This window comes from Bacillus sp. FSL W7-1582 (genome assembly GCF_038593325.1).
Taxonomy (GTDB): domain Bacteria; phylum Bacillota; class Bacilli; order Bacillales; family Bacillaceae; genus Bacillus; species Bacillus altitudinis.
On the sequence record NZ_CP151987.1, the window covers coordinates 1,856,264 to 1,870,331 of the forward strand.

The 14,068-nt window shown below is 41.8% G+C and carries 15 protein-coding genes; 11 read left to right on the forward strand and 4 right to left on the reverse strand.

The features are described 5' to 3' along the window. The first annotated feature begins 37 nt into the window (after window positions 1–37). Window positions 38–427 (forward strand): tautomerase family protein, encoded by a 390-nt coding sequence (locus NSQ11_RS09465; RefSeq protein WP_017359513.1) that lies wholly within the window; start codon window positions 38–40, stop codon window positions 425–427. A gap of 33 nt (window positions 428–460) precedes the next feature. On the opposite strand, the gene NSQ11_RS09470 is transcribed toward NSQ11_RS09465, so the two are convergent. Beyond that, window positions 461–1,015, reverse strand: a complete 555-nt coding sequence (locus tag NSQ11_RS09470; protein ID WP_041092801.1) for a hypothetical protein — start codon at window positions 1,013–1,015, stop codon at window positions 461–463. A 125-nt stretch (window positions 1,016–1,140) separates the two neighbouring features. On the opposite strand from NSQ11_RS09470, the gene NSQ11_RS09475 reads away from it, so the two are divergent. The 6 genes from NSQ11_RS09475 (at window position 1,141) to NSQ11_RS09500 (ending at window position 8,880) form a co-directional block, all read left to right on the forward strand. Further along, a complete protein-coding gene (locus NSQ11_RS09475) occupies window positions 1,141–2,274 on the forward strand; it encodes a sugar diacid recognition domain-containing protein (RefSeq protein ID WP_017359511.1) in 1,134 nt (377 codons plus the stop codon). A 77-nt stretch (window positions 2,275–2,351) separates the two neighbouring features. Beyond that, a complete protein-coding gene (glcD, locus tag NSQ11_RS09480) occupies window positions 2,352–3,761 on the forward strand; it encodes a glycolate oxidase subunit GlcD (RefSeq protein WP_008346628.1) in 1,410 nt (469 codons plus the stop codon). Continuing rightward, window positions 3,758–5,104, forward strand: coding sequence for a (Fe-S)-binding protein (locus NSQ11_RS09485; RefSeq protein ID WP_342501354.1), 1,347 nt, complete (start codon window positions 3,758–3,760; stop codon window positions 5,102–5,104). Before glcD ends, NSQ11_RS09485 begins: the two co-directional genes overlap by 4 nt. A 78-nt stretch (window positions 5,105–5,182) precedes the next feature. Then, window positions 5,183–6,670: a spore germination protein gene (locus NSQ11_RS09490; RefSeq protein WP_342501355.1), complete on the forward strand. Its 1,488-nt coding sequence runs from the start codon at window positions 5,183–5,185 to the stop codon at window positions 6,668–6,670. Between the two features lie 12 nt (window positions 6,671–6,682). Beyond that, on the forward strand, window positions 6,683–7,783 hold the full coding sequence (locus NSQ11_RS09495; protein ID WP_025207468.1) for a GerAB/ArcD/ProY family transporter: 1,101 nt from the start codon (window positions 6,683–6,685) through the stop codon (window positions 7,781–7,783). Continuing rightward, on the forward strand, window positions 7,780–8,880 hold the full coding sequence (locus NSQ11_RS09500; RefSeq protein WP_241511937.1) for a Ger(x)C family spore germination protein: 1,101 nt from the start codon (window positions 7,780–7,782) through the stop codon (window positions 8,878–8,880). The genes NSQ11_RS09495 and NSQ11_RS09500 overlap by 4 nt, the downstream gene beginning before the upstream one ends. Before the next feature lie 43 nt (window positions 8,881–8,923). On the opposite strand, the gene NSQ11_RS09505 is transcribed toward NSQ11_RS09500, so the two are convergent. Next, on the reverse strand, window positions 8,924–9,154 hold the full coding sequence (locus tag NSQ11_RS09505; protein WP_008346618.1) for an excisionase family DNA-binding protein: 231 nt from the start codon (window positions 9,152–9,154) through the stop codon (window positions 8,924–8,926). A 155-nt stretch (window positions 9,155–9,309) separates the two neighbouring features. Between NSQ11_RS09505 and NSQ11_RS09510 the strand changes: the two genes are divergently transcribed. The 3 genes from NSQ11_RS09510 to NSQ11_RS09520 are packed head-to-tail and all read left to right on the forward strand — an operon-like array spanning window position 9,310 to window position 11,271. Further along, window positions 9,310–9,729, forward strand: coding sequence for a GtrA family protein (locus NSQ11_RS09510; RefSeq protein ID WP_241511938.1), 420 nt, complete (start codon window positions 9,310–9,312; stop codon window positions 9,727–9,729). Window positions 9,730–9,733: 4 nt separating this feature from the next. Continuing rightward, the gene (galU, locus tag NSQ11_RS09515; RefSeq protein WP_017359504.1) at window positions 9,734–10,615 is read left to right on the forward strand and encodes a UTP--glucose-1-phosphate uridylyltransferase GalU; all 882 of its coding nucleotides are present in this window, start codon (window positions 9,734–9,736) and stop codon (window positions 10,613–10,615) included. A 53-nt stretch (window positions 10,616–10,668) separates the two neighbouring features. Continuing rightward, window positions 10,669–11,271 (forward strand): DedA family protein, encoded by a 603-nt coding sequence (locus tag NSQ11_RS09520; protein WP_007499192.1) that lies wholly within the window; start codon window positions 10,669–10,671, stop codon window positions 11,269–11,271. A gap of 39 nt (window positions 11,272–11,310) precedes the next feature. Here NSQ11_RS09520 and NSQ11_RS09525 read toward each other — a convergent pair whose 3' ends face one another. Then, window positions 11,311–12,132, reverse strand: a complete 822-nt coding sequence (locus NSQ11_RS09525; protein WP_048002644.1) for a uroporphyrinogen-III synthase — start codon at window positions 12,130–12,132, stop codon at window positions 11,311–11,313. A gap of 148 nt (window positions 12,133–12,280) precedes the next feature. Between NSQ11_RS09525 and NSQ11_RS09530 the strand changes: the two genes are divergently transcribed. Next, on the forward strand, window positions 12,281–12,901 hold the full coding sequence (locus NSQ11_RS09530) for a GPR1/FUN34/YaaH family transporter (RefSeq protein ID WP_007499188.1): 621 nt from the start codon (window positions 12,281–12,283) through the stop codon (window positions 12,899–12,901). Between the two features lie 38 nt (window positions 12,902–12,939). Here NSQ11_RS09530 and NSQ11_RS09535 read toward each other — a convergent pair whose 3' ends face one another. Further along, window positions 12,940–13,959: an LLM class flavin-dependent oxidoreductase gene (locus tag NSQ11_RS09535; protein ID WP_035704454.1), complete on the reverse strand. Its 1,020-nt coding sequence runs from the start codon at window positions 13,957–13,959 to the stop codon at window positions 12,940–12,942. Window positions 13,960–14,068: the final 109 nt, after the last annotated feature.

The following is a 14,068-nucleotide window of genomic DNA, read 5'->3' on the forward strand; positions in this document are numbered from 1 at the left end:
TGATTGTATATTAAACACATATTTGGAGGTTGACCTGATGCCGTTGTTACGATTTGACGTGATAGAAGGCCGTTCAAAAGAGGAATTAAAAAAACTGCTGGACACTTGCCATGAAGCAATGGTTGATGCCTTTGGGGTACCTGAACGAGATCGCTATCAAATTGTTCATCAGCACCGCCCTGAAGAGATGATGATTGAAGACACTGGGCTTGGTTATCCGAGAACAAAAGATCTTGTTGTCATTAGTGTTGTCAGTAAACAGCGGACGAAAGAGCAAAAGGAACAGCTTTATGCACAAATCGCAGAACGTGTAGAAAAAGAATGCGGGGTTGCCAAGACGGATGTGATGATCTCCATCGTGGAAAATGGAGACGCCGATTGGAGCTTCGGGATGGGTGAGGCTCAATTCATAAGAGGATTGCTCTAAAAAACGGCTCAGGAATTTGAGCCGTTTTTTGATTCATTCATTTTCAAGCTGCATGAGCAAGTTGAATAAATAGCGGTACACTGCTGAGATCACACCAATCAAAGGTGTATCTTCTTTGATGTCCTCTAGTTCAAGAAGCGGAATGTTGACATCAAATAACCCGTCTTGTCCATTAAATTGAAGCTGAGCACCATTTAATGTTGAGAGCATCTCTTTTAGTAATCCAGTATCTTTTTTAGGACGCTTCAATCCGAATAACACGGTATACGTCTGAAATACTTCATCCCATTCTATGGCAAGTCCGTCGGCTCTCACCACATCAAACCACTTCGACTCGATATAAATGAATTCTTTTTGTTGTTTTTTTACGTATGTAAGAGGTGTATTTAAAAAGGCAGCATTTTCTGCTTGAATCATTTCCTCCGATTCTTTGTCTACACGTTCTATATAAACATCAGCAAAGCGTGCTTCTTCTGTCATTTTTGCCCCTTCTAACGGCCAATTTTGACTTGCGGCTTTGTTATATTCAAAGTCGGTGAGCGCCTGCCCTTCTTTCAATAAATCTTGTAAGCGATTTTGCAGTGACATGACTGTATCTCCTTTCATCTACTTCATATGCGTTTTTTATTTTAGCATAACACATGAAAAGAAAGATATGCCTGAGCATATGATGGTATGATAGTGGAAAAAGAAACATCTCGGAGGGGACCGTTTTGCTCACAATGACACTGGCAGAAAAAATCGTAGATGAGGTCAAAAAGGTACTGACGGAAGAAATCATCATCACACAAACAAACGGTACCATTATTGCTGCAACAGATCCAGCACGCATTGGTCAATTTCATGAAGGAGCATATGTCACATCCTTAGAAGGGCAGAAACGAATTCTCACAAAGGATGATGTGCTGCAGATGAAAGGCGTCAAAGCCGGTATCAATCTGCCTATTTATTTTAAACAAGAAGTCATTGGGGTCATTGGAATGACAGGTGATCCTAGGCATGTCTCCCCTTTTGGCGACATTTTACGTAAAATGACGGAGCTGCTCATTCAAGAACATGAATTTTTTCAAGAAACGGAAACAGATGAACGGCAGCTTGAAGCATTTGTGTTCGACTGGCTTCATCTGCCAGAGACAGCGGCAGGTATGACCGAGAAGGCGCAGCGGCTTGGCCTTGATGTCAACAAGCAGCGTGTCGCTATTCTCATTGATTGTCAAGACGAATCGTTTATGAAGCAGGATCAATACAAACTGATGAAGGACAAACTGCAACTCACCAATCAGGAGATCATTGTGCGCTGGGGGCATGCACGTTTTTTGCTCATGCTACAAGCCACACCAGATGGTCGTGATACATGGCACAAGCGCTTGTTCCATATTCATGCTGCGCTCACAGCGCTGTCACCATCGAGGATTTTAATGGGGGCAGGAAAACCAGCAGCTTCTCATGTCATGAAGCAGTCCTTTCATCAAGCGTTTCGCGCTTTAAAATTGGCGCATGCTGAAACACCCATTGTGTTTGATGAAGATTTGACACTTGAACTTTTTATGGAGGAAATCAGTCAGGAAACAAAAGATGCGTTTCTTGATCGAACGATTGCGTCCCTTTTCCCCTATCCTGAACTAGTGAAAACTTTGCGGGTACTCATAGCTTCGGATTACTCATTGAAACATACAGCAGAAGCTATGCATGTCCATATTAATACACTTCATTACAGATTAAAACGGATCCAGGATTTAACGACACTTGATCCAAAGCGTATGCAAGATGCGATGCTTTTTTATTTGGCCTTGCTGCTTTTAGATCATGATACAAAAAATACGATAAAACAGCCTGATATTTTGTAGAATCGTCTATAGTCATGTGACGGTTCTTTTTTTATACTGGTAGAAACGAGACGTTAAATGAGCGGGAGTGATTGTATATGCTAGATTCAGAATTTTCAAATCAATTAAAAGAGATTGTCGGTGCGCCCTATGTCCAAGACAGCAAGGCGGATCGTCTTGCCTACTCTTATGATGCGACACCAAATTTTCAACAGATGCCAGATGCGATCGTGCGGCCTCACACGGCTGAAGAAGTGCAGCAAATTGTGAAACTGTGCGCCTCTTACAAGGTGCCGATCGTCCCAAGAGGCTCAGGGACGAATCTGTGCGCAGGAACATGCCCTACTCAGGGCGGATTGGTAATTCTCTTTACTAGAATGAATCAATTATTAGAAATAGACGAAGAAAATTTAACCGCAACGGTGCAGCCTGGTTTAATTACGCAGGAATTGATTCATCAAGTAGAGGAAAAAGGTCTCTTCTACCCGCCAGACCCAAGCTCTATGAAAATTTCCACATTAGGCGGCAATATTAACGAAAATTCAGGGGGACTGCGGGGATTAAAGTATGGAGTGACAAGGGATTATGTCCTTGGGCTTGAAGTGGTTTTGCCAAATGGTGACATCATCAAAACAGGCGGAAAGCTTGCAAAAGATGTTGCTGGATATGATATGACTCGATTGTTCGTTGGTTCAGAAGGAACACTCGGGATTGTCACAGAAGCGGTGCTAAAGCTCCTGCCGCTTCCAGAAACGAAACAAACAATGCTTTGTTTATACGAAAGCCTTGAAGAAGCTGCGACTTCTGTATCGGCCATCATTGCCGAGCGTATCATCCCTGCTACATTAGAATTTATGGATCAGCCGACCCTTGAAGTCGTTGAAGATTTTGCAAACATCGGCCTGCCCACCGACGTTCAAGCTGTGTTATTAATTGAACAGGACGGCAACCCTGAAGCTGTTGCTCGTGATATCCAAAAAATCGCAGAAGTCTGTGAGCAGCACGGAGCTACAAGCGTCAAGATTGCACATTCAGAAGAAGAGGCAAGTGCACTCTTAACAGCGAGACGCTCTGCTTTATCTGCCCTCGCTCGATTAAGTCCTACAACGATTTTAGAAGATGCTACCGTTCCCCGGTCTGAAATTGCCAATATGGTTCGTGCAATCGAAGACATTGCACGAAAGTACGAGGTGAACATTTGTACGTTTGGTCATGCCGGTGATGGCAACTTACACCCCACTTGTGCGACAGATGCAAGAAATGAAGAAGAAATGAAACGGGTAGAAGCTGCTTTTCAGGCCATTTTTGAAAAAGCCGTTGCCCTTGGCGGCACGATTACAGGCGAACATGGCGTGGGCCTCATGAAAGCGCCCTATTTGGAGCTGAAGGTCAAAAAAGAAGGAATCGCTGCAATGAAGGCGATTAAACAGGCACTTGACCCTGCACATATCATGAACCCAGATAAAGTGTTTGGAAAAGCCTCAAGAAAGCGAGTGGTGGTCTCATGAGTTCTTCTTCTAAGCAAAAAGAGATCCAGCAGCAGTTTCAGGAGCAAATGGATGAAAAGGAGCTGCTTAATTGCATGCGCTGCGGATTCTGCCTCCCTTCCTGCCCTACTTATATTGAATCTGGACAACAAGAAACGCACTCCCCTCGGGGCCGAATTGCGTTAATGAAAGCTGTAAGAGATGGCGTCATTGAGCCAGATGAAGATGTTGAACATTCCCTTAATCTTTGTCTTGGCTGCCGTGCATGTGAACCAGTCTGCCCTTCTGGCGTCAAGTATGGACAGCTGCTAGAAGATGCAAGAGACATTATTCAACAACATAAAAAACAATCGTTTCCCGTCAAATTGATGAGACGTGTTGTGTTTAAAGGTCTCTTTCCGTCACAAAGTCGTATGCGACAAGCTGCTAGTTTTCTTCGATTTTATCAAACATCTGGTCTGCAAACAGCCGCCAGGAAGACTCGCATACTGAAGGTGCTTCCCTCCCATTTACAGTTGATGGAACAGGCACTTCCAAAGGTGCCGCCTCAAAAGAAAAAGAAAAAACGTTTGAATGAATATAAAGCCATTGGTCAGGCAAAAAAACGGGTGGCGTTTTTTACTGGCTGTTTAATGGATACAGTTTTCTCAAACACAAACAAAGCGACCATTCATCTCTTACAGCTGGCAGGCTGCGATGTGATCGTTCCTCCTATACAAACGTGCTGCGGCGCGTTACATGGTCATAGCGGAGAAAAAGACCAAGCAAAACAGTTAGCCAAGCGGAATATTGAAGCATTCGAGGAAACAGATGCCGATGCGATTGTCATGAACGCGGGCGGCTGCGGCGCCTTTTTAAGTGATTACGGTCATTTGCTTCAGGATGACCCAGATTTTCAAAAACGAAGTAAAGCCTTCTCACAGAAAATAACCGATATTTCAAGCATCCTTGTAGAGCTGGAATTTCACCGCCACGTGCCACTGGCTCTGCCAGCGCAAGTGATCACCTATCAAGACTCCTGTCATTTACGAAATGGAATGAATGTACTACAGGCGCCGAGGGTGCTCATGAAAGCCATTCAAGGGGTAACGTTTAAAGAAATGAAAGATGCCGGCCGCTGCTGCGGTTCTGCAGGAATCTACAATATCTTGCAGCCAGACATGTCGATGCAAATTTTAGATCATAAAATGACTGAAGCGAGCAACACAGCTGCAGCTGCCATTGTGACGTCGAATCCAGGTTGTCAATTACAAATGGCAGCTGGCGTCAAAAAGGCAGGACATATGCCTAGCATGAGAGCGATTCATCTGGCAGACTTTTTACTAGAAGCCGTTCAATATGGAAAAAAAGCGTCCAGTTCATGAAGCTGAACGCTTTTTTTATGCATATCTTCAGAAGATCGGTTGGATAATAGAGGCAAATCGCGGAAGGAGATGGTTCAAGTGCTGAAGAAAAACAAATCAAAACAGAAAGACCCGAATTCAGTATTTGAAGCATTATCGCGCTCTTCTGATTTTATCAATGAATTATCAAGTTCCGGAGGTTTTCTTTACAGAATTTCTTTTTTTCGATCTTTAATTAATGGCAATCTCCTTCATGAACAAATCTTGCCTTTTATTCAACAATTGCATCTAACACCCACCCTTGAAGAGTTGAAAGAACACATCCCAATTGAACAAGCTGTGATTACGAAGGACCTTCAAAAAGTGGAAGAAGCTCTTCATCGAGGCAGTATTGCTTTTCGGATTGAGACAGATTGGGGCAATACGCTTCTCTTGCCGATTGAAGAAAAGAAAGGCAGACAAGTGGGCCCGCCTGAGATTGAATTCGGAATCATTAGTGCGCAGGAAGCATTTGTGGAAGGGCTGGACACAAACTTAAACTTGATTAGGCGCAGGCTGCCCACTCCTGACCTTAAAGTAGTTGAACACACAGTCGGTACCCTTTCTCTAACGAAAGTAGCCGTTGTATACATAGAGGATATCGCCAACCCGCAAAACATTGAAACCGTTCTTCAGCGGATTCAAGATGTTGACTATGACCAAATTCTAGATTCTAATTATCTTGCGCAAATGCTTTATGATGTGTCCAATACAATCTTTCCATTGTTTTTAAATACAGAACGACCAGACAGGGTTTCCTCAGGTTTAACGGAAGGAAAAATAGCCATTATGGTTGACGGTTCGCCTCATACCCTGCTTGCACCTACAATTTTACTCGAGTATTTTTCTACAATGGAAGACTATAACATGTCTTGGATCGCAGCATCCTCCTTTCGGCTGTTACGCATTTTTGCAGTGATATTTTCTATTTTTGCAACCCCTTTGTATGTAGCTGTTTTAACGTTTCACTATGAACTGATTCCCAAGGATTTATTAGAAACGATCGTAGCATCACGTTATCTCGTGCCCTTTCCGCCTATTATTGAAGCATTATTTTTAGAGATATCGATTGAGCTACTTAGGGAAGCCGGGTCTCGCCTTCCTGCAAAAGTCGGACAGACGCTCGGGATAGTTGGAGGTATTGTGATCGGACAGGCTGCGGTTGCAGCGGGATTAACAAGTAATATCCTGCTCATTATTGTCGCATTATCAGCTCTTGCCTCTTTTGTCACCCCTATATATAAAATGGGGACAACCATTCGTCTCTTACGTTTCCCATTCCTTTTTGCTGCACAAGTGTGGGGAGCGCTAGGGATTTCGCTAATGGGGGCTTTTCTTCTTACACATTTAATGAAATTAACGTCTATAGGCCAGCCTTACTTAGAGCCAATCTTTCCACTTCGATTGGCCGATTTAAAAGGTAGTTTGATTCGGCCCCAACTCCGCTTTTTGAAAAAACGTCCAGAAAATTTACGCCCGCAAAATGAAACGATACACCGCCAAAAGCCAAAGCAAGGCCGTAAGGGGAAAAATGATTTTTATGAATAAGGAAGTGAAGGCATGAGCTCTTCTTCTGTGAAAGAAAAATTTCAAGTGTCCCCTTTTTTTGTGTTTTTTCTGATCAATGCCAATCAAGTAGGTGTTGGTATTTTAAATTTCCAGACGAATCTTGTCCGGACGATTAATAATGATGGGTGGATCGCCATTTTAATTGCTGGTGCAAGCGTCAATTTGATGATCTTCCTCATTTACTTTTTGTTTAAAAAAGCACCTACTGACGAATTTAGTGACATTACGCAATCTGTGTTTGGTAAATGGCTTGGACAATTCATCAACATTCTCTACATTTTGTATTTTTCTTCATTGTCTTTGATTGTGCTTGTTCATTATATGGATGTGATCCATGTTTGGCTGTTTAAAGAAATTCCTGGTCTTTTATTTGCATCAGTGCTGCTCATCCTCGTCTATTACATTCACACAGGCGGATTTAGAACAATCGCTGGCTGGGCATTCTTTAGCATTGTTCTAACGTACTGGATGACCTTTATCTGCTTTTATGTCATGAAATATAGTCACATCCGGTTTATGTTCCCAATGTTTGATCATTCATTTTCACAACTCATGATGGGGGTCAAAGATGCCTCTTTATCCATGTTTGGTTTTGGAACATTGCTTGTCTATTATCCCTTTATTAAAAAAGCACAAACGTCGCAAAAATTTGCACATATGGGAGTGTTGCTAACGACATGCCTGAATTTGCTTGTATTTCTCGTCTCTATAGCGTACTACTCAAGTGCTCAGCTCGAACTAACGAAATGGCCGACATTGACATTAACCAGCATTGTCAAACTTCCGTTTATCCAGCGCTTTGAATTTATTGAAGTGTCGCTATGGCTTTTGCTTATCGTTCCGAATATCGCTATTCCATTATGGGCAGCCAGCAGAATGGCAAAACAAGTGTTTCACACGAGCCAGCGCACCACGTTAATAGTTCTCAGCCTTCTCATTCTCGTCATGTTTTCATTTTTTATCAGAGCTACCTCATTTGAGACATTTAATAAATGGGTGGAATATAGCGGATACATCCTCATCTATGGATTGATTGGATGTATGATCATTGGGCTGCTGCTGAAAAAAAGGTGGGTGAAAAAACGAACATGAAACATTCTATTCTGATATGTCTCATGTTATTGAGTCTTTTCTTAACGAGCTGTGCACAGCCTCGTCTCTTAGATGAATTAAGTATCTCGCAGGCGGCGGGATTTGACTTATTGGAAGATGGAGAAATGAAGGGCTTCTTTGTTTTCCCTGTTTTTAAAAGCGAAGAACAAGGAAGCTATCAAATTGTAAGTGCTAAGTCAAATACCATTAGTAATATTCAGTTTCTTGTGTCGGAAAAATCGCCTTTCCCCGTTGTCATGGGACAAGTACTCGTGATTTTAATAAGTGAAAAGCTGGCGAAAGAAGTGGGTATGATTGATTTGATGAATTACATTTATCGTGATCCGATCATTGGGTCCCGTCAAGTATTTGCCATAGTAGGCGGAGAAGTTGAAGATTTGTTGTATACAAAGATGAATCAAACCAACTTAAATATCGGTGTATATCTTTCAGATTTGCTGGCCCAAAACATGCGAAATGGCAATCAACCTGTGACCAATCAGCATATTTTTATGAATCAGATGATGGCAAAAGGCGTGGATGCCTACCTCCCTTACATTAAAAATACAAGCAACTCTATTAAAGTGTCAGGTGTCGCTCTTTTTGATCAAGAAAAAATGGTTGGGCATATTCCAGGGGAAGATACGTTTACGTTTAAAGCGATGATTGAAAATCATAAAAATGGGATTTATGAGTTTCGATTTAATGACAAAAAGAAAACCCATGTCGTCATTGAAAATATCAAATCACATGTGTCTTATCACATTAAACCAACTGAAAACCTTTCAAAAAAGCCTCATATCACCATTGATATCAAGCTGAAAGGTGAGTTAAAAGAATTCATGAAATCAAAAAAAATCGATACGCCTTCTATCTTGCAGCATGTTGAAAAAGAAGTGGAGAAGCGTGTGGCCCAGCAAGGAAGAGACCTTGTTCAATCCTTTAAAAAGCAAAAAATTGATCCACTTGGACTTGGTTTGAGATATCGCTCTAAAGATAAAGCCATGACACCGGAGAAATGGCAAAAAATCTACCCTGATACAGATGTCCAAGTGAATTGTCATATGAACATTGTCCAAACGGGTGTCAGCCAATAAAAAAGACTGTATGAAAAGGTTCTCCCTTCTCGTACAGTCTTTTTTAATCTTCATCTTTTACGTCCGGGTCCTCAGGGATTGGTTCATTTAAGATGTCTTGAATGAGCTCTTTATATTGTTCTAGCTGTTTCATATGGGTTTGAAACTGCCCTTGATAAATGAGATACGATTCCCCGTCAAATACGTAACGAATCTTTTTTTGCTGAATTAATTTTTCAACATATGCTTCAGATACTTCTAAGTATTCAGCTGTTTCTCCAATTGTTAAATACATGCATGTGCACCACCGTTCGTTTCATCTTACAAATTATATCACGAGCTGGTGAAAAAACAGATATCGCTTGTTCATGTTTTTTTCATCTTTTCTTCACTGATTCGTCAACTCGCTTTTGTACAGTATTCATACACCCACTCAAACACTAGGAGGTGATGATCCTTCGCATGACAAAGAAAAATATTCGGACCTATGTCACATTTTTAACTATAGGCGCAAGCAATACGATGATTGACTTTCTGTTCTTCTTTTTTTTCACTGCTTGCTTTGTTCCCTCTTTTCTTGCACAGTGCCTGTCCTATACAGCAGGAATGCTGAACAGTTATGTTTGGAATCGAAAATGGACGTTCCAAGTAAAAAAGAAAGCGGATAGGTGGGAATGGATCAAGTGGGCCACAGTCAACGGCGTCGCGTGTCTCCTCACCTATGTTGTCTTATATGTCATGCAGCAAGCAGGCTTCTCATTATTCATTAGTAAAGCGATTGGTACCCTTCTTGGCATGATGATCACTTTTATTGGAAGCCGCCTATGGGTGTTTCCATCAGAAAATAAACCATCAGAAATGGAGCGATGATTCAATGAATATCAAAAAAGCCGTTATACCAGCAGCCGGATTAGGCACACGTTTTTTACCCGCAACGAAAGCACAGCCAAAGGAAATGCTGCCGATTATCGACAAACCCGCCATTCAATACATAGTTGAGGAGGCTGTTCAATCAGGCATTGAAGATATACTAATTATCACAGGAAGAAATAAAAAATCGATCGAAGATCACTTTGACCGTTCGATTGAGCTAGAACACACGTTGCTTGAAAAAGGGAAAAATGAACAGTTAGCTGAAATCAAACATATTGCGGATATGGCCAATATTCATTATATTCGTCAAAAGGAGCCGTTAGGTCTTGGACATGCGGTATTATGTGCACGTCATTTTACTGGCAATGATCCTTTTGCGGTCCTTTTAGGTGATGATGTCATGGTGTCAGAAAGACCTGCACTCTCTCAGCTCATGGAAGTCTTTGAAGACAAACAAAGAGAGGTCATTGGCGTCCAGCAAGTGGATCGTCTAGATGTCAGTAAGTATGGTATGATAAGACCAGCTAGAGTAGACGGTCAAGTGTTTGAAGTCACAGACTTAGTGGAAAAGCCAGCTATTCATGAAGCTCCTTCCGATTTAGCCGTGATGGGCAGGTATCTGTTAACACCATCGATTTTTCCTATTCTACAAGGAATTGAGAGAGGTGCCGGGAACGAAATCCAACTGACAGATGCGCTGAAAATCATTGCACATGAATCACCCATTTATGCAAAACAATTAGATGGGATGAGATTTGACGTTGGTGATAAGCTGGGCTCATTTAAGGCAGCGGCTGAAATTGGATTGATGCGTCATGATATGCGGACAGCCATGCTAGCATATATGCAAAGCATACTCATGAGAGAAGCAAAACAAGCATAGGCTCTTATAAGGATGCTTGAAGAAAATTCGTATTTAAAGGCAGAGTGAAATGAATGGGAACCTTGTTTAATGAAATTTTAACCTGGCTGACAAGCCTTGGTTACGCAGGTGTTGCACTTGGACTGATGATTGAAATTATCCCGAGTGAAATTGTACTTGCCTACGGCGGATATATGGTGTCAACAGGAAGCATTGGATTTGTTGGAGCCGTCATCGCTGGGGTGATTGGAGGAACACTTGCCCAGTGCTTTATTTACTGGATCGGCCTTTACGGCGGAAGACCTTTTTTAACAAAGTATGGGAAGTATTTATTCATCCATGAGCATCATATTGCCACGGCAGAACGCTGGTTTGACCGATATGGAACGGGTGTCGTATTTACAGCTCGTTTTATCCCAGTCGTGCGCCACGCGATCTCAATTCCAGCTGGTATTGCAAAGATGCCATTTCTGAAATTTGTTCTTTTGACCGGATTAGCCGCCATCCCTTGGTCCATCCTATTTATTTATCTTGGAATGCAGCTTGGGACAAAATGGGACCACATTCAAAGTGTCGCTCACACGTATACAACACCAATTATGGTCATTGCCATCGTTCTCATCGTACTGTATTTCGTTTTGAAAAAAATTCGCACAAATCGAAAACGGACAATCTAACAAAAACGCCTTTCACTCGTCATGTGAAAGGCGTTTTTTCTATGCGTGCGTCGATTGTTTTTTCATATATTGAGATAATTCCATAATCATTGCACCCATTCTTTCAAGTGAAGGGGCTAGAATTCGGCTTATCCCCTCTTCTTTTAATGCTTCAGCTGTGACTTTTCCAACAGCTACAGCTAATACATGCTGCTCGAATAGATGTTGCAGTTCTTCTTTTTTGCCCCATTCTTCTGCTAGTTTGAAAAAGGCATGAACCTGAACAGCGGTTGTAAAACAAACGGCATGGACCTTCCCTTCTTTCATTTCTTGAAGCAAAGTGTCCGCCGCCTCTGGTTCAGGGGGCGTGTGCTGATATGGCATGAGCTGCAAAACGTCTGCTCCCTTGTGATGTAAAAAATCAATGAGAGCTGGTGCATTTTCGCCGTGAAGCTGTACCATGACCCGTTTACCTTGAAGTTCTTTGTCTTCTAACTTTGAAATGAGGTCACGAACGGTTCCATCTTCATCAGAAACATCTGGCTGAATGCCGTGTTTTTTTAGAGCCGCAAACGTTTTGTATCCTCTTGAAGCGATATGGGCACTTGATAAAATGTTCATAAATGCTTCTCCAAGCTGGAGCTCTTCTGCACTTTCAATTAATGTGTCTGTGCCGATACCCGTTGTTAAAATGACCCAGTCAGCTCCCTTCTTTACAAAGGTTTCTATGCCTGGCTTCAATTCCTCTTTGGCTAAAAATACAGTGCCCTGAAGAGAACGAATAACAGCTTGTCCTCCTTGCTTTCCAACAAGTGTACGCATTTCTTCTGTTTTTCTTGTTCCGCATATGGCAATGGTCTTTCCAGCTAAGCCTTTACTCATTCTCATCCCTCTTTTTCTATCACATGTATGATGTATTGTATTAAATATAGATTTATTTGGAAGACGTTGCAAGTGTCTACTAAAAAAGAGCTTGACGTTTCTATCGAATTCGAGTATCTTTTGTAAGTGCAAATTGTAGGAGGTCATTATGGAAAAACAGAATGTTCAAGCAATTCGATTATCAATCGCTGACCCAACACCACTTGGTTTGTTTGGTTTAGCAATGGTGACGCTTGTTGCGTCTTCACAAAAACTAGGAATCACAGATGGCACATCTCTTATTTTACCTTGGGCTATCTTCCTTGGAGGAATCGCGCAGCTGATCGCGTCCATACAAGATTCAAAGCATCATAATATTTTTGGAGCCACTGCCTTCGGCGCATTCGGTCTTTTTTGGATGGGTGTTGGAACCACTTGGCTCATTCAAGCTGGCGTTTTTGGGAAAACGCTTGCGGGAGCTGCGGACCCAAAACAACTAGGTTTTGCTTTTATTGGTTATTTGATTTTCAGCTTATTTATGACGATCGGTGCAATGGAAACACATAAAGTATTGTTTTTGATTTTCGTCTTTATTGATTTCTTATTCATTGGCCTGTCCCTAAGCTCGTTTGGTGTGATGTACGATGTGACTCATACGATGGCTGGTATTGCAGAATTGATTATTTCTCTTCTTTCATTTTATGGTTCTGCAGCTGTTGTGCTGAATACACATTTTGGTCGTACAGTACTGCCAGTTGGACAACCATTTCGCGTGTTTACTAAAGCATAAATAAAAAAGAACTGCTCTTGGCAGTTCTTTTTTTATTCTTATTTTTCTTGTTCCTCTTGAAATATCTCTGCAATGATTTCATAAGAACGCATTCTTTCTTGATGGTCAAACATATCAGAATTAATCATGACTTCATCTGCTTGAGTCGCCTCAATAAAGGCTTCTAACTCTTTTTTCACCTTTTGTTTATCCCCGATCATCGTCGAACTTAATTGTTCGTCCACCATCGCCTTCTCATATGGACTCCATAGCCCATCCATACTTTCAACAGGGGCTTTGAGTTTTCCTGGTGTATTGCGAATGAGGCTCAAGAAGCGCTGATAATGAGACGTCGCCAAATATTCAGCCCGCTCTGTTTGATCAGCAGCAAAAACCGTCACACCAACCATCGCATAAGGTTCTTTTAACACATCTGAAGGTTGAAATGACTGTCTGTATAATTCTAAAGCAGGAATGGTATTTTTAGGGGAGAAATGTGCCGCAAAGGCAAATGGCAGTCCCAGTTCTCCTGCAAGCCTTGCACTAAAACCACTTGAACCAAGAAGCCAAATTGGTATATCCAATCCTTCTCCCGGAACGGCTCTTACATGTTTTTTGACCTGACCAGTCGGTTTGAAATATTGCCGAAGTTCTTCAAGCTGCTCAGGGAAATCCTCACCATTATGAAGATTACGTCTAAGTGCCCTTGCCGTTAACTGATCTGTTCCTGGTGCCCTGCCAAGACCTAAATCAATTCTCCCTGGATACAGAGTCTCCAGTGTTCCAAATTGTTCTGCAATGACGAGTGAAGAATGGTTTGGAAGCATAATCCCCCCAGAACCAACCCGGATCTTTTCAGTCCCTCCAGCAATATGTCCAATCAAGACGGATGTTGCTGAACTCGCAACCCCTTCCATATTATGATGCTCCGCAAGCCAATATCTATGGTAGCCCCACTTCTCAGCTTTTTTTGCTAAATCCATACTATGCTCAAATGATTCTTTAATTGTGCCCCCCTCTGTTACAGAGGATAAATTTAACACGGAATATGCTGTGTGTTGTAAAACTGATTGACTCATACATGCTGCCCCATTTCTTTCAAAAATCATACTAGTTTCATTCTTTCAACACCATAACATAAAACGATTTAACTTTTAAATGATTTGATTCGATGAACTTCGAACTAAA

Bases quoted from the DNA above. Each gene is read 5' to 3' on its own strand.
- NSQ11_RS09465 (WP_017359513.1), top strand. From the start codon at position 38: ATGCCGTTGTTACGATTTGACGTGATAGAAGGCCGTTCAAAAGAGGAA.
- NSQ11_RS09525 (WP_048002644.1), bottom strand. From the start codon at position 12,132: ATGAGTAAAGGCTTAGCTGGAAAGACCATTGCCATATGCGGAACAAGA.
- galU (WP_017359504.1), top strand. From the start codon at position 9,734: ATGAATATCAAAAAAGCCGTTATACCAGCAGCCGGATTAGGCACACGT.
- NSQ11_RS09520 (WP_007499192.1), top strand. From the start codon at position 10,669: ATGGGAACCTTGTTTAATGAAATTTTAACCTGGCTGACAAGCCTTGGT.
- glcD (WP_008346628.1), top strand. From the start codon at position 2,352: ATGCTAGATTCAGAATTTTCAAATCAATTAAAAGAGATTGTCGGTGCG.
- NSQ11_RS09495 (WP_025207468.1), top strand. From the start codon at position 6,683: ATGAGCTCTTCTTCTGTGAAAGAAAAATTTCAAGTGTCCCCTTTTTTT.
- NSQ11_RS09505 (WP_008346618.1), bottom strand. From the start codon at position 9,154: ATGTATTTAACAATTGGAGAAACAGCTGAATACTTAGAAGTATCTGAA.
- NSQ11_RS09510 (WP_241511938.1), top strand. From the start codon at position 9,310: ATGATCCTTCGCATGACAAAGAAAAATATTCGGACCTATGTCACATTT.
- NSQ11_RS09535 (WP_035704454.1), bottom strand. From the start codon at position 13,959: ATGAGTCAATCAGTTTTACAACACACAGCATATTCCGTGTTAAATTTA.
- NSQ11_RS09530 (WP_007499188.1), top strand. From the start codon at position 12,281: ATGGAAAAACAGAATGTTCAAGCAATTCGATTATCAATCGCTGACCCA.
- NSQ11_RS09485 (WP_342501354.1), top strand. From the start codon at position 3,758: ATGAGTTCTTCTTCTAAGCAAAAAGAGATCCAGCAGCAGTTTCAGGAG.
- NSQ11_RS09500 (WP_241511937.1), top strand. From the start codon at position 7,780: ATGAAACATTCTATTCTGATATGTCTCATGTTATTGAGTCTTTTCTTA.
- NSQ11_RS09470 (WP_041092801.1), bottom strand. From the start codon at position 1,015: ATGTCACTGCAAAATCGCTTACAAGATTTATTGAAAGAAGGGCAGGCG.